This window comes from Streptomyces sp. NPDC058295 (assembly GCF_042880655.1).
GTDB classification, from domain to species: Bacteria; Actinomycetota; Actinomycetes; order Streptomycetales; family Streptomycetaceae; genus Streptomyces; species Streptomyces coriariae.
Genome location: NZ_JBHVYO010000001.1, coordinates 477,310 through 495,941, shown reverse-complemented (window position 1 = coordinate 495,941; position 18,632 = coordinate 477,310). Strand labels below are relative to the sequence as shown.

General features: G+C 68.9%; 23 protein-coding genes and 2 tRNA genes. 4 read left to right on the top strand and 21 right to left on the bottom strand.

Annotated elements, in window-relative coordinates; translation table 11 throughout:
* Window positions 1-13 precede the first annotated feature (13 nt).
* The 4 genes from ACFVYS_RS02225 to ACFVYS_RS02210 form a co-directional block, all read right to left on the bottom strand.
* Window positions 14-694 carry an ATP-dependent Clp protease proteolytic subunit gene (locus ACFVYS_RS02225; RefSeq protein WP_020127827.1) on the bottom strand — a complete coding sequence of 227 codons (681 nt, stop codon included), beginning with the start codon at window positions 692-694 and terminating at the stop codon, window positions 14-16.
* A gap of 249 nt (window positions 695-943) precedes the next feature.
* Window positions 944-1,549: an ATP-dependent Clp protease proteolytic subunit gene (locus ACFVYS_RS02220; protein WP_028806515.1), complete on the bottom strand. Its 606-nt coding sequence runs from the start codon at window positions 1,547-1,549 to the stop codon at window positions 944-946.
* A gap of 540 nt (window positions 1,550-2,089) precedes the next feature.
* Window positions 2,090-3,463, bottom strand: a complete 1,374-nt coding sequence (tig, locus tag ACFVYS_RS02215; protein WP_389497966.1) for a trigger factor — start codon at window positions 3,461-3,463, stop codon at window positions 2,090-2,092.
* 277 nt (window positions 3,464-3,740) lie between these two features.
* Window positions 3,741-3,817, bottom strand: a tRNA-Pro gene (locus ACFVYS_RS02210).
* Window positions 3,818-3,982: 165 nt separating this feature from the next.
* Here ACFVYS_RS02210 and ACFVYS_RS02205 point away from each other — a divergent pair.
* A tRNA-Gly gene (locus ACFVYS_RS02205) sits at window positions 3,983-4,053 on the top strand.
* Between the two features lie 69 nt (window positions 4,054-4,122).
* Here the strand turns inward: ACFVYS_RS02205 and ACFVYS_RS02200 are convergent.
* From ACFVYS_RS02200 to ACFVYS_RS02135, 14 genes are all read right to left on the bottom strand, one after another.
* The gene (locus ACFVYS_RS02200) at window positions 4,123-5,268 is read right to left on the bottom strand and encodes a tyrosine-type recombinase/integrase (RefSeq protein ID WP_389497964.1); all 1,146 of its coding nucleotides are present in this window, start codon (window positions 5,266-5,268) and stop codon (window positions 4,123-4,125) included.
* A complete protein-coding gene (locus tag ACFVYS_RS02195; RefSeq protein WP_389497962.1) occupies window positions 5,268-5,480 on the bottom strand; it encodes an excisionase family DNA-binding protein in 213 nt (70 codons plus the stop codon). The genes ACFVYS_RS02200 and ACFVYS_RS02195 overlap by 1 nt, the downstream gene beginning before the upstream one ends.
* On the bottom strand, window positions 5,473-6,864 hold the full coding sequence (gene repSA, locus ACFVYS_RS02190) for a replication initiator protein RepSA (protein WP_389497960.1): 1,392 nt from the start codon (window positions 6,862-6,864) through the stop codon (window positions 5,473-5,475). The genes ACFVYS_RS02195 and repSA overlap by 8 nt, the downstream gene beginning before the upstream one ends.
* Window positions 6,861-7,556: a DNA methylase gene (locus ACFVYS_RS02185; protein WP_389497958.1), complete on the bottom strand. Its 696-nt coding sequence runs from the start codon at window positions 7,554-7,556 to the stop codon at window positions 6,861-6,863. The genes repSA and ACFVYS_RS02185 overlap by 4 nt, the downstream gene beginning before the upstream one ends.
* Before the next feature lie 247 nt (window positions 7,557-7,803).
* Window positions 7,804-7,986: a hypothetical protein gene (locus ACFVYS_RS02180; protein WP_389497956.1), complete on the bottom strand. Its 183-nt coding sequence runs from the start codon at window positions 7,984-7,986 to the stop codon at window positions 7,804-7,806.
* Between the two features lie 92 nt (window positions 7,987-8,078).
* Entirely contained in the window at window positions 8,079-8,285 is a 207-nt protein-coding gene (locus ACFVYS_RS02175) for a hypothetical protein (protein ID WP_389497954.1), read from the bottom strand.
* A complete protein-coding gene (locus ACFVYS_RS02170; RefSeq protein ID WP_389497952.1) occupies window positions 8,282-8,590 on the bottom strand; it encodes a SpdD protein in 309 nt (102 codons plus the stop codon). Before ACFVYS_RS02170 ends, ACFVYS_RS02175 begins: the two co-directional genes overlap by 4 nt.
* A gap of 14 nt (window positions 8,591-8,604) precedes the next feature.
* On the bottom strand, window positions 8,605-8,760 hold the full coding sequence (locus ACFVYS_RS02165) for a hypothetical protein (protein WP_328479507.1): 156 nt from the start codon (window positions 8,758-8,760) through the stop codon (window positions 8,605-8,607).
* A gap of 12 nt (window positions 8,761-8,772) precedes the next feature.
* A complete protein-coding gene (locus ACFVYS_RS02160; RefSeq protein WP_389497950.1) occupies window positions 8,773-8,961 on the bottom strand; it encodes a mobile element transfer protein in 189 nt (62 codons plus the stop codon).
* Between the two features lie 3 nt (window positions 8,962-8,964).
* Window positions 8,965-9,147 (bottom strand): hypothetical protein, encoded by a 183-nt coding sequence (locus tag ACFVYS_RS02155; protein ID WP_389497948.1) that lies wholly within the window; start codon window positions 9,145-9,147, stop codon window positions 8,965-8,967.
* A gap of 19 nt (window positions 9,148-9,166) precedes the next feature.
* Window positions 9,167-9,817 (bottom strand): DUF2637 domain-containing protein, encoded by a 651-nt coding sequence (locus ACFVYS_RS02150; protein ID WP_389497946.1) that lies wholly within the window; start codon window positions 9,815-9,817, stop codon window positions 9,167-9,169.
* 74 nt (window positions 9,818-9,891) lie between these two features.
* The gene (locus ACFVYS_RS02145) at window positions 9,892-10,059 is read right to left on the bottom strand and encodes a hypothetical protein (protein ID WP_389498038.1); all 168 of its coding nucleotides are present in this window, start codon (window positions 10,057-10,059) and stop codon (window positions 9,892-9,894) included.
* A gap of 5 nt (window positions 10,060-10,064) precedes the next feature.
* A complete protein-coding gene (locus ACFVYS_RS02140; RefSeq protein ID WP_389497944.1) occupies window positions 10,065-11,405 on the bottom strand; it encodes an FtsK/SpoIIIE domain-containing protein in 1,341 nt (446 codons plus the stop codon).
* 2 nt (window positions 11,406-11,407) lie between these two features.
* Entirely contained in the window at window positions 11,408-11,734 is a 327-nt protein-coding gene (locus ACFVYS_RS02135; RefSeq protein ID WP_389497942.1) for a hypothetical protein, read from the bottom strand.
* Window positions 11,735-11,924: 190 nt separating this feature from the next.
* Here ACFVYS_RS02135 and ACFVYS_RS02130 point away from each other — a divergent pair, with 190 nt between their 5' ends.
* Window positions 11,925-12,245 (top strand): putative quinol monooxygenase, encoded by a 321-nt coding sequence (locus ACFVYS_RS02130; RefSeq protein ID WP_389497940.1) that lies wholly within the window; start codon window positions 11,925-11,927, stop codon window positions 12,243-12,245.
* Complete coding sequence (locus ACFVYS_RS02125; protein WP_389497938.1) at window positions 12,242-13,480, top strand: helix-turn-helix domain-containing protein; 1,239 nt, start codon at window positions 12,242-12,244, stop codon at window positions 13,478-13,480. The genes ACFVYS_RS02130 and ACFVYS_RS02125 overlap by 4 nt, the downstream gene beginning before the upstream one ends.
* Window positions 13,481-14,905: 1,425 nt before the next feature.
* Here ACFVYS_RS02125 and ACFVYS_RS02120 read toward each other — a convergent pair.
* Complete coding sequence (locus ACFVYS_RS02120; protein ID WP_030779494.1) at window positions 14,906-15,100, bottom strand: hypothetical protein; 195 nt, start codon at window positions 15,098-15,100, stop codon at window positions 14,906-14,908.
* Window positions 15,101-15,511: 411 nt separating this feature from the next.
* On the opposite strand from ACFVYS_RS02120, the gene ACFVYS_RS02115 reads away from it, so the two are divergent.
* Complete coding sequence (locus ACFVYS_RS02115; RefSeq protein ID WP_389497937.1) at window positions 15,512-16,726, top strand: acyltransferase family protein; 1,215 nt, start codon at window positions 15,512-15,514, stop codon at window positions 16,724-16,726.
* A 4-nt stretch (window positions 16,727-16,730) separates the two neighbouring features.
* On the opposite strand, the gene ACFVYS_RS02110 is transcribed toward ACFVYS_RS02115, so the two are convergent.
* A complete protein-coding gene (locus tag ACFVYS_RS02110) occupies window positions 16,731-17,189 on the bottom strand; it encodes an HD domain-containing protein (RefSeq protein ID WP_389497935.1) in 459 nt (152 codons plus the stop codon).
* A gap of 32 nt (window positions 17,190-17,221) precedes the next feature.
* Window positions 17,222-18,406 carry a PP2C family protein-serine/threonine phosphatase gene (locus ACFVYS_RS02105; RefSeq protein WP_389497933.1) on the bottom strand — a complete coding sequence of 395 codons (1,185 nt, stop codon included), beginning with the start codon at window positions 18,404-18,406 and terminating at the stop codon, window positions 17,222-17,224.
* Window positions 18,407-18,632: the final 226 nt, after the last annotated feature.

Sequence of the window (18,632 nt, the reverse complement as noted above, 5' to 3'; positions counted from 1 at the left end):
ACGACCCCGTGCGTCAAACGAGCGAGTTGTTGTTCAGCTTGCGGGTCGAGATGATCTGGTCGATCAGGCCGTAGGCCAGCGCGTCCTCGGCCGTGAGGATCTTGTCGCGCTCGATGTCCTCGCGGATCTTCTCGATCGGCGTGGTCGAGTGCTTGGCCAGCATGTCCTCCAGCTGCGCGCGCATCCGAAGAATCTCGTTGGCGGCGATCTCCAGGTCGGAGACCTGACCGCGGCCCGTCTCGCTGTACGGCTGGTGGATCAGCACGCGCGCGTTCGGCAGCGCCATGCGCTTGCCCGGCGTACCGGCGGCCAGCAGGATCGCGGCGGCGGAGGCCGCCTGGCCCATGCAGACCGTCTGGATGTCGGGCTTCACGAACTGCATCGTGTCGTAGATCGCGGTCAGCGCCGTGAAGGAGCCGCCCGGGCTGTTGATGTAGACCGAGATGTCCCGGTCCGGGTCCATCGACTCCAGGCACAGCAGCTGCGCCATGACGTCGTTGGCGGAGGCGTCGTCGATCTGCACGCCGAGGAAGATCACGCGCTCCTCGAAGAGCTTCGCGTACGGGTCGTACTCGCGGACGCCCTGCGAGGTGCGCTCGACGAAGCGCGGGATGACGTAGCGGGATTCGGCGCGAGGGCCGGTGTACTCGGCCTCGGTGCGGGCGTAGATGCCGCTGCCGGGGAAGTCGTTCACGGTGTCTCCTGGAAAGAGGACTGGGGCGGTGGGCTGGAGGGGCTGGATGGGGCACTGACGGCTTCCGAGGTCCTCGGCGACCCGGGAGGCCTCGCGGGGCCCTGAGGGGCTCCGAGGGCCACCCAGAGGCTTCCTCGGAACTCCTGGAGCCGCGGGGGCCGCCGAGGAGGCTTCCCGGAAGTCCGGGAGCTCAGGGAGTCAGGGGGCTCCGCGAAGCGCCCTGCGCGGCCCTGCTGCCGTCAGTGGTCCTCAGGCCGCCCCGGTACCGCCGCCGCCCGGCATGCCGGCCGCCGTCGGGATGACGTCGTCGATGAGGCCGTACTCCTTGGCCTCGAACGCGTCGAACCAGCGGTCGCGGTCCGAGTCGCGGGTGACCTGCTCGACCGTCTGGCCGGTGTGCTGGGAGGTCAGCTCGGCCATGCGCTTCTTGGTGTGCAGCAGCCGCTCGGCGTGGATCTTGATGTCGGAGGCCGAGCCCGCCAGGCCCGCGGAGGGCTGGTGGATCAGGATCTCGGCGTTCGGCAGCGCGAAGCGCTTGCCGGGCGTGCCCGCGCTGAGCAGGAACTGACCCATGGAGGCCGCGAGACCCATGGCGATGGTCACCACGTCGTTCTTGATGAACTGCATCGTGTCGTAGATCGCCATACCGGCCGTGATCGAGCCGCCGGGGCTGTTGATGTACAGGTAGATGTCCTTGTCCGGATCGGCGGCAAGGAGCAGCAGCTGTGCGGTGATCTTGTTGGCGATGTCGTCGTCGACCGCCTGGCCGAGGAAGATGATCCGCTCGCCGAGCAGCCGGTTGTAGACCTGGTCGCCGAGGCCACCACCGATGGGGTCGCCGGCGGCTGTGGGCATCAGATTCGTCACGTATCCACCTGCTCGTCTTACGACGGCGCCGGGCCGTCTCACGTGTACTGCCGGGGGGCAACGGAGAGTCCCCTGCCCTCGTACTCATGGACCCTAACGCGCGGGTCCCTTCGGGGAATCCCGGAGAGGAGAGTGTTCGCCGGGGGCGTAGACATGGGGGTCTCGTCCGTGGACGGCCACGGGCCGTCCACGGGCGGTCGCGCCCCGCGGTGGGACGCGCCTTCGCCGCCGCGACGACCGTACCGGCGCCGCCGGGCCGCACCGCGCGGAGCGGCACCCCGACACCCTGCCTGCACACCGGCCCGCACCGCCGGACGGGCCGCCGCCTCGGACGGGCCGGCCTGCGGCCGGTTGTGTGCCCTGGGGCAGTCCACGGCAGCTCCGTGACGCCCATGCTGCCCATGCCCGCGCCGGTCGCGCCGGTCGCGCCCGCACGCGCCCGGCCCGGGCGTCCCATGACAGAGGGGCCCCGGAGCGCATACCGCTCCGGGGCCCCTCGTGTCTGTGTCAGAGGTGACGCGTGGCCGCTCAGGCCTCGGTGTTCTCCTCGGAGGTCGTCGCCTCGGCGGCGTCCTCCTCGGCCTCTTCCTCGTCGTCCAGGTCGATGACCTCGCCGTTGGTGTCCTTCACCGTGGCGGACTCGACGACCGTGGCCAGAGCCTTGCCGCGGGCGACCTCGCCGACCAGGAGCGGAACCTGGCCGCCCTCGACGACCGCCTGGGCGAACTGGTCGGGGGACATGCCGGAGGAGGCGGCACGGCGCATGAGGTGCTCGGTGAGCTCCTCCTGGTTGACGTTCAGCTTCTCGCGCTTGACGAGCTCGTCGAGCACGAACTGGGTCTTGATGCCCTTGACCGCGGCCTCGCGGGTCTCGGTCTCGAACTCCTCGGCGGTCTTGCCCTGGATCTCCAGGTACTTGTCGAGGTCGAGGCCCATCTGGCCGAGCTGGTGGTGCTCCAGGTTGTGCTTACGGGTGTTGACCTCGTCCTCGAGCAGCTTCTCGGGGACGGGCACCTCGACGAGCTCCAGCAGCTTCTCCAGGACGCGCTCCTGGGCCTGCGTGGCCTGGTCGTACTGCTTCGTGTTCTCGAGGCGCTTGCGGCTGTCGGCCTTGAGCTCCTCGAGGGTGTCGAACTCGGAGGCGAGCTGCGCGAACTCGTCGTCCAGCTCGGGAAGCTCGCGGGCGGCGACCTGGGTGACCTTGACGGTGACCTCGGCCTCCTTGCCGGCCGCCGAGCCGCCCTTGAGCTCGGAGGAGAAGGTGGCCTCGCCACCGGCCTCCAGGCCCTTCACGGCCTCGTCGATGCCTTCCAGCAGCTCGCCCGAGCCGATGGTGTAGGAGACGCCGCTGGCGACGCCGTCCTCGAGGATCTCGCCGTCGACCTTGGCCTCCAGGTCGACGGTCACGACGTCGCCGTCCTCGGCGGCACGCTCGACCGGGGAGGTCGAGGCGAAGCGCTCGCGGAGCTGCTCGACCGCCTTGTCGATGTCCTCCTCGGACACCTCGACGGCGTCGACCTCGACCTCGATGGAGGAGAAGTCCTCGGGGAGCTCCAGGGACGGGCGGATGTCGACCTCGGCGGTGAAGTTCAGCGTCTCGCCGTCCTTCAGCTCCGTGATGTCGACCTCGGGCTGGCCGAGGACGTCGATCTCGGCCTCGTTGACCGCCTCGGTGTAGAACTTCGGCAGCGCGTCGTTGACGGCCTCCTCCAGCACGGCGCCACGGCCGAAGCGCTGGTCGATCACCCGGGCGGGGATCTTGCCCTTGCGGAAGCCCTTCACCGTGACCTGCTGGTTGATCTTCTTGTACGCCGCGTCGAGGCTGTCCTTGAGCTCCTCGAAGGGCACCTCGATGCTGAGCCGAACCCGAGTCGGGTTCAGGGTCTCCACGGCGCTCTTCACGGTTCGGTCTCCTTGGGGGCTGACTTCTTGGTTTCTGCAGGAGCCAGACCGGCTCCCGCGGATTCGCCGCCCGGAGGACCTACCAGAGGATGAGGCATACGGGCGTGCAGCTTGCATAGTAACGGCAGCGACGACACGCCCCAAAGGCGATCAAGCGAGGTGACCGCGCAGATGGCCGCTGACGGCCGGTGATGGCCGTTCGGTGGTCACCGATGGCCGGGTCGGTGGCCGGTGATGGCCGTACCGGGCGGTTCGGTGGCCGCTCACGGCCGGTCGTTGGTCGGGGTGGCGGGATTTGAACCCACGGCCTTCCGCTCCCAAAGCGGACGCGCTACCAAGCTGCGCCACACCCCGTCTGGTGCGACACGTAGGGTACATGCCCGCAGGCCTCCTGACCGCCGCTTTTACCCAGCCTCGGGGCGCGCCGCGGCGGGCCCCGGAAACGCGGTGTGCGCGGCAGGGTGCCGACCCGCTACGATGCCTGCAGTGCCGCGGTCGCTGACCTGCGGCGCGTCATGTGCGGGCGTAGCTCAATGGTAGAGCACTAGTCTTCCAAACTAGCTACGCGGGTTCGATTCCCGTCGCCCGCTCTGTACGACGAAGGCCCGGGTGAGAGGTCGATTTCTTCTCCCCGGGCCTTCGGCATTCCTGGGGGCTGTTCAGTCCTTCGTGCCCCTCCCGTGCCCCTTCGAGCGTGGCCGGCGCTTCAGAGCGTCCACGATCATGGCGTCAATGCCGTTCGCGATCTCTCGTTCACGCTTGCGGGATCCGTGCTGATAGATCAGCGCGGCACGGGTCGAACTCTGCCCGAGCCGAACCATCAGCTCCCGCGTGTTGGCGTCGGTGTAGGACGCCAGGGTGTTGCCGGTGTGCCGAAGATCATGGAAGCGCAGGCCCTCGACACCCACCTCGGCGCACGCTTTGTGCCACAGCCCGTTGAAGTGGTTCCGGCGGGGAGTCGCCCCTTTCGCGCCGACGAAGACCCGGCCGTCAGCACCGGATTCCGCGAACTGCCGCAGGTGGTCAACGATCGCGGGGAGGACCGATTGTGGGATGGCGACCGACCGCTTGCCCGCTTCGCTCTTCGGGGCCTTGTAGATCCTCTTGCCGCTGTTCAACTCGGAGACCGAGCCGCGCACCCGGATCACGCCCTCGTCCAAGTCGATGTCACGCCGGCGCAGCCCGACCAGTTCGCCCCAGCGCAGCGCGCAGAATGCCCCGAGCAGGACAAGCGCCCGGTAGCGCGGCTGCGAGGCGTCCGCGATGGCGAACACGTCCAGGACCGAAGCCGTGGGCCGCTCCGGGGTGTTGACCGTGCCGCCGTTCCTGATCTGGCACGGGTTGCGGCGGATCAGCCCGTCCTCAACAGCCGTGCCCATGATGGTCCGCAGCAGGGAGTACGCCTTGGCCACCGTGGTGGGACCGACTTCGGCGTCGAGCCGGGCACGCCTCCAGGACCGGACGGCCGCCGGCGTGATGTCCGCGATGGTCAACCGCCCGAAAGTGGGGACCAGATGCACGCGGACGAGGATCTCGTACAGCTCTGCCGTGCTCGCGGCCAACGGGCGCTCAGCCACCCAGGCCTCCGCGTACTTCTCGAACGGAACCTTGGCCGCATCGGGGTCGCGCCAGTCCCCCTGTCGCAACTCGGTCTGGACGTCAGCCAGCCAGTCATCCGCTTCGCGCTTCGTGCGGAAGGTGTCGGGCGCGGGCCGCAGCGCCCCGTCAGGGCCGACGTAGCGGGCCTGATAGCGCCCGGACGGAAGCTTGCGGACGCGGCCGAACTGTCGACGCTTGCCGGCCATCAGGCAGCCACCCCCCGAAGGACCCGAGCACGCCGACGCGGCTTCACGGTGTTGGCCGCGATGAACTCGCGTAAGGCGCTCTCAGGGATGCGGACATGCCGTCCGACCTTGACGTACGTGATGCGTCGCTCTTCGATCAGGCGCCGGGGGAAGCGCACGGTGGTGCCGAGCAGTTCGGCGACCTGGTCGACGCTGAGGTACCGCTCATTCATGGTCGAACTCCCCTTCCCGGGACTGATCAGCGAGCGCTTCACGCGCGGTTTCGCGGTTGAACTGGATGTCCCGGCGGATATTGGCAGCGAGCCAGGATTCGCCGGGGGTGTGGCCGTGGCCGGCGTAGGACCAGTGGGCGAGGGTCAGGGTCGTTGCCTCCATGTCGTCGGGGTCGGGCAGGCCGAGGGCTTCGCGTTGCTGCGCGGCGCGGTAGTCGGCGCGGGTCTGGCGCAGGGCCCCGAGGGTGGTGGAGTAGCGGCGAGACTTGGTGGAGAAGTGGCCGCGGAAGCCGAGCATGTGAGCCCAGTCGCGCAACTTGCGGTCCGGGTAGAGCGGGTGGAGGTCGAGGCAAGCCGAGATGAGCCGGGCGGGATGGTCGGGCACGTCGAGCAGGACCAGGGCCTCTTTGTTGCCGATGCGGCGGTCGACGGTGCCGGTGGTCTCGGCCGCCTTGGTGGCGTACTTCGCGACGTAGGAGGCGACGGCCTGTTCGGTGATCTCTTCGCCGTGGTCGAAGGCGCCGATCGGCTGGACGTCGAGTTGGGTGCCCCAGCGCAGGGTTCGGGCGGGCTGGTCACCGGCTGGCGCGACGTCGACCGCGACGCGGGCAGCGGCGGCCTGGATCGCGTCGGTGAGAAGGTCGAGCGTGGCCCAGGCGGGTGGCGGAGCCAGCTCGTACAACCCGTCCAGGCGGATCACCGCATGGAAATGCACGGCCCCGCGTTTCTGGTACTCAGCGACCTTGCCGTAGGACACCTGGCAGACCTCTGCACACTCGCGTTGTGTGAGGCCAGCCCTCTTGGCGATCTCGCGGCGGAGGTAGATCGTGAAGTAGCGCCACAGGTCGGATGCGTGGTTGTTCCACAGCACGGCGCCGGCGTAGTCGTAGGTGTCCGGGTCGATGGGTGTGCCGAGTTCGGGCGCATCCTCGGTGTGGCGGGTGCCGCAGCGGCAGGGCCGGGCGCCGGGGCGGTTGTGGACCGGGCCGAAGGACGGGGCGGTCAGGGTGGCGAAGACGCGGGGGTGATCGCGGATGGAGTGCGGAGTGCCCTTGGCCGGGTCGCCGACGAGCCCGGCGCGGATCAGGTGGTAGGTGTCGCCCGCGTAAGTCCAGGCGCAAGAGGGGCAGCGGGAGGCGCGACGGTTGCCGCAGGCGATCCGGAGGCGTCCGCCGGGCTCGGTGTCCGTCGCGTAGTGGTGCAGGACGTGGCCGGTGGCCCTGTCGCGGGTGACGGTCGAGCCCTGGAGGTGGATCGGGTCGGAGCAGCCGCCGGTGCGGCGGATCTGGTCTTGAATACGGTCGAAGCCGGGGGACCCGGCCAGCCTCAGCACGTCGGCGAAGGTGGCCGGGTCCAGGCCCGCCATGGTGGCGGCGTCGGTCACGCGAAGACCTCCTGGCGGGCGGTCAGGAAGGCGGTGCCGATCCAGCGCGTGTACGCGGGCGGAATCGCCTCGGTGAGTTCCTCGTGGACGTCGGTCCAGGTGATCTGCATGGCCTGTTGCATCTCGGGGACGGTGGCCTTGCCGCCGCCCTTGCCGTACGCGGCCACATAGGGGCCCTCACGGCGTACGCCGTGACGATGTCCACGCACGTAGCCCCGGTGACGGGGGTGGGCCGGCTTGACGGTGGCCCAGCGGCCGAGTTCGAAGTTCCGATGGCGCAGGACTCCGAGACCGAACATCTCGCCGCACAAGGTGAGGTCTTTGCGGATCTGCGCACGGCCGTTGGGCTGTTCGATCACGTACGGCAACCCGGAGGCGTCGAGGAGTTGCCGGGTGGGGGCCACGAGATCTTCGTGCGTGCCGCCCCATCCCCGGGAGGCGTTCGTGCCCACGGTCAGACCGCATTTGCTCTGGCAGGGCGGGGAGGCGTGCACGAGGGCGTACCGCTCGATGTCGCCCGTGCCGATCAGGCGGGTGAGGTATTCAAGGGCGTCGCCCCGGTGCTGCGGGAAGGGGTAGTTCGAGCGGTCAGCGAGGTCGCAGCCATCCACGTCGAAGCCAGCCCGGTGATAGCCCACGGCGGCCCCGCCGGCGCAGGAGAACAGATCCAGGACACGACCGGGGGCGATCACCGAGCACCGTCCTTGCGGTTCTTGCTCGGGGCGTCGGAGTGGAAGCGGGTGGTGCCCAGGTCTCGGCCGTCGTGCTGGTGCCGAGGGGCGCCGGGGTTGCGATCGTTCCAGTCCTCGGCACACACCTTGTGGACGGGCTCACCAGTATGGGAGCGCATTGGGGTGGGCCGACCGCACTGGGTGCAGGGGCAGTCCCCGCCGTGATCGAAGTGACCGGACGACCGCCAGTTCAAGAGAGCCACGCCGCTCACCGCCCCGTACGGGCGAGGCGGACGTTGGGGCGGGCGTGGCCGGCGCCCTTGCAAGTCGGGCAGGCGACACGGAGGGTGGCGCGGGATCCGTCGGGGTGGCGGGTGCCGATGGTGATGGCGGCGGTGGCGAAGCCGTCGCAGTCGCGGCAGACGGGCGCGCTCTGGGCGTGCTGAGGCATGATGAGGCTTCCCTTTCGGGTCATTGGATCTGGATGGGGTCAGGCGCCCGGAGCGGCGGAAGTTTGGCGACCGAGGCCGCTCCGGGGGCCGATTAGCCGTGGTAGTCGGTCCGTCGTGCCCCGGCTTCAACCTCGCGTCGGCGCTCTTGCTCGGCTTCTGCGCGGTAGAGCCAGAGCGTTGACGCCTGCTCGTCGCAGGTGATCGATGCAGGCGCGGCACGGTAGGAGTGAGGGTCGGCAACGGGCGGATACTCGGGACCGAAGACGGTCGGGTCGGCAGGTTTGTTCATGCTGATCACCGCCCCTTGTGCAGGTCGTTGACGAGCCCGCGCAGGACGACTGCGACCACGGCGACGGAGACGCCCGTGATGGCGACCGCGAGCAGGAGCGAGACCAGGACCGCGCCGACGACGAGGACCACGGCACCACCACCGGCGGCGAGGGCGAGCGCACTGCCCGGGGTGAGCTGGACGGTGGACCGGTTCGAGACCGCAGCGGCCGGGGCCGGGGCCGACGGCTGAACGGGCACCGGGGTGTGGACGGTCGCGGCAGGGGCCGTAGCGGGCGGTGCGGTGTCCTGGGGCGGGTACTTCGGTGTGAACACGAGGGTGGTCCCTTCTATTTGACGATCGTGGCGATGGTGGGGGCGAGGAAGCTGTCGGCGACGAGGTAGCCGCCGAGGAGGAGCAGGGCGACCAGCCACCACGGCGGGCGGGCGAGCTTGATGCCGAGGTAGCCGACGGCGATCACGGCGAGCCAGAGGGGGACGTCCATGGCGATGGCCTCCTAGGCGGTGCAGCGGTGGGTGCGGGCGGCGAGTTCGGCGGCGGCGCGGTCGCGGTAGTCGGTGGAGAAGCCGCAGCCGGGGGCCGTGCAGGCGGCGGTGTGCATGTCCCGGCCGCGCCCGTCGTAGTAGGTGGCGACCTGGACGGGGCCGATGCGGATGCGGTCACGGAAGCGGCGGTGAGCAGCCATGGGTCAGCCCTCCCGTCGCAGGCTGTGGCCGGGGAACTCGGCGAGGATGCGCGCCGAGGCGTCCGGGTCCGGCGTGCGGTCGGCGGCTTCCTCGGCGAGGAGCCGGGCCAGAGCCGGGCGGCCGGCGTCGGCCATCTCGCGGGCCGCGTCGACGTAGTCGGCGGGGGTGTTGAAGGTCTGGGGCATGAGAAGCACTCCTGTCTGATCAGGTGAGCTGTAGTTGCGCGGCGATTGCTGCGGTGGTCGGTGCGGGCAGGCCGAGGCGGGCGGACAGGACGTCTGCGGGCATCGGGGTGCCGGTAGAGGCCCGGTGGGCGGCGGCGATCTTTCGGGCGTGGTCCAGCAGCGCGGCCGGCACGTCGGGCGCGGGCTGCGGTGGAGCGGGTTCCAGTTCCGGCAGAGGCGCGGCCGAGGCGGGGGCGGATTCGTCGGTGCGGTGCATCTCGACTTCCGGCGCGGCCGGTTCGTCCACAGGCTGTGCAGGGACAACCGGTTCGGCAGGACTGTGGACGAGGAGCGTTCCGCCGAGGAAGGCGAGGGCGGGCCAGCCGGCGACGAGGATCCGCAACCAGGAGGGCACGTTGCTGAGATCGAGGAGCCCGGCGGTGGCGATGTTCGCGCCGAGAGACGCGGTCAGGGCGATCACGAACCAGGTCCACGCGGAGCGGTCCCAGCGGGCTGCGCGCAGTCGGTGCCAGGCGGCGACCAACAGCAGGTCGACCGAGATCGGGTAGGCCCAGGCTTTCCAACCGGTCTGTCCGGCAGCTTCGGCCAGGTCGTGCAGGTGGGCGAAGGACAGCGCGCCGGCGATGACGGCTTGGATCAGGACCGCGTCCGGGCGGATCGAGCGGGACATGTGCGGCACCTCCCTTCGAAGGGGAGTCAGGCCGGGCGGGCGGAACCAGAGGGCACCGCCCAGTCCCAGCGGATTCAGTCGGTGGAGGCTTCGCCGCTGCCGAGGCAGTTGAGGCAGAGGCCGGTCTGTTGGCCGACCGGGCGACGCTTGCGGCCCACGTGGACGGTGCGGGAGACCTCTCCGGAGCCCAGGCAGACCGGGCACTTCGGAGGTTCCGGGGCGGTGGTCTTTCGCGCGACCACGGTGATCACTCCGTGACCGGGCGGGGCTTGACCAGCGACGGACCGGCCGCTGGCTTCTCAGCGGGCACGAAGGGGCGGAACGGGTCCAGGAACGGCATGTCCGGGACCAGGTGGGCGAACTTCCGGCAGACCGCGATCACTTCGGACTTTGAGGTCTCCGGGGTTCGGATCTTCGACCAGCCTCCGGAGGCGTCCGCCGCGACGGCCGTTCCGGGGCGTTCCATCGCGATCAGGCTTGCGACCGGGACCGCGTCCGGGGCGACGTCCGCGAGGCCCATTTCGGCGGTCTGTTTGTCGTTGACGCGGTGCACGACCCGGCCGGTGAGCTGGGCACGGAGCATCGTGGCGCCCTTGCCCAGGTCGGATCCGAAACGCTGCCCGCAGATCTCCAGGTAGATGCCGGCCGCGCGGGCCATCTGTGCCAGCCGGATCAGAGAGGTGACGAGATGCTCGCGGCGCTCCTCATCCTTGCGCGAGGAGATCAGGAAGAGTTCTGCGATCTCGTCGATCAGGACAACCACCGGCACCGGCCGGACGTCCGCAGGGAGTTCCCACAGGTCAGAAGCGCCGTGCAGGCTCAGCAGGTCGAAGCGCTCTTCCATCTCCGCGACCAGGAGACCGAGCAGCGAGGCCGCTTGGTCCGGGGTCGTGGCCAAGGCGGACAGACGCGGCGCGAAGCCGGACTGTTCGACCCCGCGCTTGCAGTCGATGCCGACCAGCGCCACCGGCAGTTGCGCGAGCCCTTTGATCAGGTTGCGCTGGTACATGGACTTGCCGGACTGGTTCGCCCCGAGCGTGAGAGCCATCGGGGCCTTGCGGTAGTCCCGCTCGAACGCGGTCGCATCCTCGCGCAGCGCCACCGGCACGATCAGGTCATGCGGGCGGGCCGTACGCGGCATCCGCACCCGGCGCAGTACGTCGTAGCCGGTCATCCGCAGCTCGACGAAGCCAGGCTTCGCTTCCACCACGGTCACCGAGTGCACACCCCACGCGTGACGCAGCCGCTCCGAGGAGGCCATCACATCGGCGGGTTCCAGGCCGGCCGGGAGCCGCAGGGTGACCCGCAGTCCGGTCGACGTGCCGCGCATCCGGCGGATCTTCGGGGGAACCGGCTGTACCTCACGGCGGGCAACGTTGCGGGTCATGAACGCCCGCAGTCGCGACGGCCGGACCGTCAGCCCGCACACGTCCATGGTCGACCGGTACGAGAGGGCGAAGCGGCCCCACGTCACCGGCAGGCCGACCAGCGACCAGTAGACGCCCGGGGCGCGGTGCTTCGCGTAGCCGAGACCACCGGCCCCCGCTAACGCCCCTGTGGCTTCGAGCCACACCGCCAGGTCCGACATGGTCAGGCCGCCGGGGTGATCGCGACCGCACTGAACGAGATACCCGAGCGCTTCTCGCCCTTGATCACGTTCTCCCAGTCCCTGGCCTTGAGGCCGATGACCTGGACCGGCATGCCCGGCGCGAGACCCTCCGGGAAGCCGTTCTCCGGAACGTTGACCTTCAGGAGGTTGCCCTCCCCCTCGTCCGAGACCAGCAGACCCACGGTCGACATGGCCCGGCCCTCAGCGTTCACGGCCCGCTCACCGGTCTGGAAGTTCTTCACCTTCGGCTCCGGCGCGGTCGCCACGAACACCAAAGCGGTCGATGTGTCGATCTTGAAAGACGGCATTATGGAGTTCTCCCCTTGTGGGATGAGCCCCGGGCTGCGTTGTGATCTTGGCGGATGGCACGCAGTCCGGGGTGCCTTGTTCTCTGACACTCTCGAAGCTACTCGCAGTTTTTCTGCGGGTCAACAGAAAATCTGCGACTAGCAGCAAAACTCTGAGTCTGCGAGACTGCTACGGGAAGAAGGAGGAGTTATGGCAAACTTTGCTCTCTTTGTCCGCTTCACTCTGCGCGATGGCATGGGAGACGCTTTCGATGCCCTCGTGAAGGAGACGGAAGCGGGGATTCAGGCGCACGAGCCAGGAACGCTGGTCTACGCCTGCCACACGGTCGAGGGAGCGCCCAACGAGCGGATCTTCTTCGAGATCTACGCCGATCGGGCAGCCTTCGAGGAGCACGAGCGCCAGCCGCACACACTGCGCTTCTTGAGCGAGCGCACGCAGTACATCGAGAAGACCGACGTGGACTGGCTGGAGCCGTACGCCGGCAAGTACCCGGGCGGGACTGCGAAGTGAGTACTCCCCCGCCCACGACCGGCCAGCGGATCAAGGAACTTCGGCGGACCGCAGGTATGTCGCAAGCCGACCTTGCTACCGCCATGGGGCGATCCGAGAGCTGGGTGTCCCAGGTCGAGCGTGGCGTGCAGCCCGTCGAACGCTTGGCGATCCTTCAGGGCCTTGCCGATGCACTTGGCGTCTCCGTACGAGAAATCCGTCCCGATGCCTCCCCGTCCCTGGCAGCTCCTGTAGACGAGACCGCCGAGCCGGAGAGCAACGATCTAGACGGCTTGCGCGTGGCCCTCACCGGTCACCCTGCCTTGGGCAGCCTGTTCGACCACGCACCGACTTCCCCTGCGCCCACGCTTGCCGAGTTCCGCGACCTCGTTGACCAGGCATGGGAGTACGTGCACGCATCGAGCTTTGCGGCTTTGAGCGATCACCTTGCCAAGTTGCTCCCCGAAATCGAAGTCGCGGTACGCCACGCGCCGGCAGCCGATCGCGTCGAGTTGCACTCACTCAGGGCGCGCAGTTACCAGGCAGCCGCCGCCAGCTTCACCCGGCAGGACCAGGCGGACGCCGCATGGGTTGCCGCAGACCGCGCCTTGCAAGCGGCCGAGATGGCCGGCCAGCCGCTCGAGGTGGTGGCCAGCCTCTTTCGCATGGCTCACGCGTTCATGCGGCAGCAGCACATGGACCAGGCGGAGCAAGCCGCGAAGTCAGCGGTCGACGTCTTGGACCCACGGGCAGAGAACCCCGCCTGCCCACCGGAGGAACTGTCCCTTCTCGGCGCCATGAACCTTGTGCTCGCCGTGATCAACGCACGGGAGGGCAACCGGTCGGAGACACAGGTTCGCCTTAACCGAGCTGGGGAGATCGCCACACGCCTTGGCGAGGACCGGAACGACTTCGACACCGAGTTCGGCCCCACAAACGTCAGGCTCCACGCCGTGAGCACGGCCGTAGAGCTGGGGGACGCCGGACTTGCGCTGGAGATCGCGGCGGAAGTCAACGCCGGTGGGCTCTCAGCCGAACGTCAGGCCCGCTTCCTGCTCGACGTGGCCCGGGCCCATTCGCAACGCCGACACGTGGGCGAGGCGACCGCCGCACTCTTGGAGGCCGAGACCCACGCCCCGGAGCAGATTCGCGATCACCACTTGGCCCGCGAGATCATTCGCGACCTGATCCAACTGTCGGGCCGACGCCTACCCGAGACGCTTCGAGAGCTTGCCGACCGTAGCGGCGTGAGCTGAGTTGTTACAGGTTTCTCTACCTCATCAAGGCTCGCTCCGCTCGCTCCAGGTGGGCGGAGCCCAGGGGGAAGAGCACATCGACGGCGGCGGGGCCACCTGACGATTCCCGGCACCTCAAGGACTGATCAGTCTTCTCACGTCGTTCGAAAAGGGGCCGCGCACAGCGCGGCGGCGCCGGTCGCCGCCGCCGGGCCTGCCCCTCCTCGTCTTCGCCGCCGGGGCTGGCCCGCCGTCGACGCCCGCGCCCGCAAGGGGGCGAAATACATGCCGGGGCTACAAGGGGACAGCTACACGGCTTGCCCACCCGGCACAGGCAAGGACATATGCCTCCGGCGGGGGCGCTCAGGCTCCAGGATGGCGGGGGCACCGTTCGCGAGTGCCGGCCCGTAGATGGCGGGGGCGGGGATGCTCCCATCCCGTCTGCCGACGACCCAGGCAGAGCCGAGCAGTCGCGGCCCAGGGCGTCAAGGTCGTTCGTACAGTGGCGCGCTCCACCTTGACGCCCTGAACCACGCCCGCTCCACGGTGTGTGGGTCGACGGCAGACGGGATGGGAGCTGGGGAGTCGTGGGTTGAGGGAGCGCTGGACTGTGCCGCATTTCCTGAAGTGAGGCATGACCCATCGACTCTACCGACGAGATTTGGCCAACCTAAGAGAGATCCGCACCCCGAGCAACGCGCTGCTAACCCCCCAGCAAGAGTCCCCCAGCGCACCAGCAAGGCAGCGCTATAGGCCAAGCGCCTTGTCGCCGGAACTCAGCGTCTACAGAGCCCGCCCAATGGGGCCTTGGGCCACCCGCTGCTACGGTCTCCGTCAGATCAGCAAGCCAGCCACCACAAGCCCGCGCGGACTCCGGTCAGTTGGAGTGTCACGCCTGCTAAAGTTCCGCAACTGCACACCGAAGACCCGTATGGCGTCGAGTCTTGGCGGACGCGCCGTACGGGTCACTCGATATGGGGAGTAGATCGTGCCGCAGCCCGACCACTCGCAACCCGAGCCTCATGACAGACGCCATGGAGTATGGGTTAGAGAGAACAGTACAGCAAGGGAAATCAGCGAGCCAGCCACCCGAGGCCATCAAGCGGCAGCGCTGATCACTGCTATTGCCAGCCTAGTCACAGCCCTGACTGGACTTGCAGCCCTCTTGCTGTACCGCGGTTAGCCCTCGACTGTTCGTGCCCCTCACGTGCCCGCACGGGCGGCGCAGGGCGGGGAACAGCGGGGAACCACGGCGGTCGCCGAAGAAGCCCGCAGGTCATCGTTACACCAGCTCAGGCCGCACCCACGTACGCGATCTTCCAAACTAGCTACGCGGGTTCGATTCCCGTCGCCCGCTCTGTACGGCCCGGGCCGGGTCGGAGATCACTTCTCCGACCCGGCCCTCGTCGTGTTTCGGGCGCTCGCCCGGACACGCGAGGGCGGGCCTCAGAAGCTGATCGAGTTGATGGTGTCCGCGAGGGAGTCGAGGAAGCGGTTGATCGACGGGGCCATGCCGGTCGAGGCGAGGAAGAAGCCGAACAGGATCGCGACTATGGCCGGCCCCGCCTTGATCGACCCTCCCCGGATGAGCACCACCAGGATGATCGCCAACAGCAGCACCACTGACAGTGAAATGGCCACAACTGATCACACACCCTTGGTCGGTCCGCACTCCCGAGACCATCGTGCCACCAACGGGGCCTCCCTATGCGGCCCGTGACACATCATCGCGTGGCGTCCTCCCGCCGGGGGTGCGCCGCACAGCAATTCGAGTACGTACCCGCACAGGAATTGGGACGGTTCGTTGCCGTGTCCACACAACGCCTGCGCAGGGAATTCGAATTGTGGCGACGGACGCGGCAACTCAGGCATACAACCGGCGTTATGCACCTTTTAGTCGATATGAATCATGACATCACGGTCGACCGCTCTGTGTGGTCCTCGACCCGGCGGGCAATACGGCGGTCAACGGCCGAGCAATCCGGAGGGCAATAACTGGGAATGACCTGGGGCGTTTTACGAATATGCCCGCGCGGCGCTAGGGTGCCTCAAATGTTCCACGCCGCCTCGTCTCTCGTTCCGAGCCCGCGCTCGCCCCAGAACCAGAACGATCAGCACGACCAGTCCAGGGACAGATCCGTCGGACGACCGTCCCCGCGGCCCGCCGCGAAGCGCGACGCGTTCTTCGACAACGCGAAGTACCTGGCGATCGTGCTGGTGGCCGTGGGTCACTCCTGGGAACCGCTCAAGGGCGACAGCCGGGTGCTGCAGGCCGCGTACATGCTCGTGTACGCGTTCCACATGCCGGCCTTCATCGTCATCTCCGGCTTCTTCTCCCGCAGCTTCGACGGCAGCCCCGGCCGGTTGAAACGGCTGGTCACCGGAGTCGCCGTGCCGTACGTCGTCTTCGAGAGCGCGTATCCGCTCTTCAAGCGCGTGGTCGACCACGACCCCCAGGCCGCCATCACCCTCCTCGACCCGTACTACCTGACCTGGTTCCTGTGCGCGCTGTTCATCTGGCGGCTGACGACCCCCATCTGGAAGATGGTCCGGTACCCGCTGCCGCTCGCGCTGGTCATGGCGATGCTGGCGTCCCTCACTCCGAACCTCGGCAGTGATCTGGACCTCCAGCGGGTCCTGCAGTTCCTGCCGTACTTCGTGCTCGGTCTGTGTCTCAAGCCCGAGCACTTCCGGACGGTCCGCCGCCGCTCGGTGCGGATCGCGGCAGTCCCGGTGTTCGCCTTCTCCCTGGCCTTCTGCTGGTGGGCGGTGCCGAGGATGGACACCGGGTGGCTCTACCACCGCTCATCCGCGCAGGAGTTGGGCCTCCCCTGGTGGGTCGGCCCCGCCATGCAGCTCGCGCTGTTCGGCTGCTCGCTGCTGCTGACGGCCTGCTTCTTCTCCTGGGTGCCGGGCCGCACGATGTGGTTCACGGCGCTCGGCGCGGGCACGCTGTGCGGCTATCTGCTGCACGGCTTCCTGATCAAGGCCGCCGACTATCGCGGCTGGTTCGATCACGCCGCGCTGCACCGGCCGCTCGGCGAGATCGCCGTCACCGTCGCGATCGCCGTGGCCGTCACCCTGCTGTGCACCCCACCCGTACGGCGGGTCTTCCGGTTCGTGATGGAGCCGAAGATGGCGTGGGCCTTCAAGCGGGACGCCGCCGCACTCGCTCGGGAGCGCGAGACGCGGGAGGGGCAGGAGACGCGCGAGGGGCAGGAGACTCGGAAGATGCGAGAGGCGCGGCGGGCGAAGGCTGAGGCCTGACGTCTCAGTCCGTGTGGCCGGTGTGGTTCGTGAGACCGAGGAGTGCGCGCATCCGTGCGTACTTCTCGGTCAGTCGCGCCCTGGTCGGCGCGTCCAGGACCGCCAGTCGCGCCGGGTCCGCGTTGTGCGCCAGGTCCGCCTCCTTCACCAACAGCGCGCCCGGCGTGGCCAGGACGCGCCCCGCGTACGCCTCCGGCGTCTCCCCCGCCCGTTTGGTGACCGCCAGGACGACGGCCTTCGTACGGTCGCTCAGCGCGGCCTCGTGCAGCCAGGTCTCGGACAGGGCGTCGTCCTCAACGGCGTCGTGCAGCCAGGCGGCCGCGATCTGCTCGGCGTCGCCGCCACGCGCGCGTACACCCTCCGCGACCGCCCGGAGGTGCTCGGCGTAGGGCCGGCCCGCCTTGTCGGTCTGCCCCTCGTGGGCGGCGCGGGCGAGAGTCTCGACCTCGGACAGGGTGAGCATGGTGGTTCTTCCCTCGGAAGTCGCGGCAGAAGTCAGGACAGCGGGACCGACTGGGAGGTCGGGCCCTCGCGGCAGACCAGCAGCAGGGCGCGGTCGTCGTTGACGTCCTTCGCCACCGCCTCGATCAGGTGCCAGGCGGCGCCCTGGAAGCCGCCGGCCACGTACCGGTCGGCCTCGCCGGTGAGGCGGTCGATGCCCTCGACGATGTCCCGGTCGGAGGTCTCCACCAGGCCGTCGGTGAAGAGCATCAGCACATCGCCGGGGCGCAGTGAACCCTTCACGGGGTCGAACTGGGCGCCGTCGTACACCCCGAGGAGGGGGCCCTCGGCGGCCTTCTCCTCCCAGCGGCCGCTGCCCGCGCTGAGCTGGAGGCCCGGCGGGTGGCCCGCCGAGTAGAGCTCGTAGTCGCCGGAGTCGAGGTCGAGGACCAGGTGGATGGAGGTCGCGAAGCCCTCGTCCCAGTCCTGGCGGAGCAGATAGCCGTTGGCGGCCGGGAGGAAGGCGTGCGGGGGCAGCGAGCCCAGCAGGCCGCCGAAGGCGCCCGACAGCAGCAGCGCCCGTGAACCGGCGTCCATGCCCTTGCCGGAGACGTCCGTGAGGACGACCTCCATGGTGCGGCCGCCGTTCGTCCGGGCCGCGACGACGAAGTCACCGGAGAAGGACTGGCCCCCCGCCGGCCTCAGCGCCATCTCGCGGTGCCAGCCCTGCGGCAGGCTCGGCAGCTTGCTCTGCACCCGGATGCGTTCGCGCAGGTCGAAGAGCATGGTGCCGCCGCGCCGCCAGGGCACGCCGACCCGGCTGCGGAACTGGGCGATGAGCAGTCCGAAGAAACCGCATGCTGCGACGACCAGGACCACGCCGGGGGTGACTCTGGACGGGCCCTCCGTGTACGGGCCCAGTTGCACCGACTCAACGATGAGCGCCGTGGCCGCCGCGGCATACAGGCCGAGCAGGCTCGACGGGCGCAGCAGCAGTCCGCCGGCGACGATCGGCAGGACCAGGGCGGCCGGTGAGCACCACACCGAGTTGGCCAGTGTGGTGAGGGCGATCAGCGGGACCGTGAGCAGCAGGAACGCCAGCGCGATCCAGTCCGAACCGTCGCCGCGGAAGTAGTCCACGGCGCTTCTGCGCAGGCCGGTGCGGACCCGGTGCATCATGTGCTTCAACCGGGCCGTCAACGTCTCGGCTTCCGCGCGCCGCTGCCGTCCTACTGCCATTAGTTCGGGACCCTATCCATCGAACCCGCCGCTTGGCACGGGAGGTCCCACTTGTCCCCCCTCCGAGGCTCAACTTCACAGTGAACTTCACGGAAAGCGCTCGCGCCCCGAGGAGGGAGAAATTGGCTGGCTCGTCCCGCATTGGACTGCTAGGCATGAGTCCATGACGAGTGAGGCGACGGGCCGTGCGACCTCTTCCGCGGCCGAGCGCCGGAAAAGCGGAGGG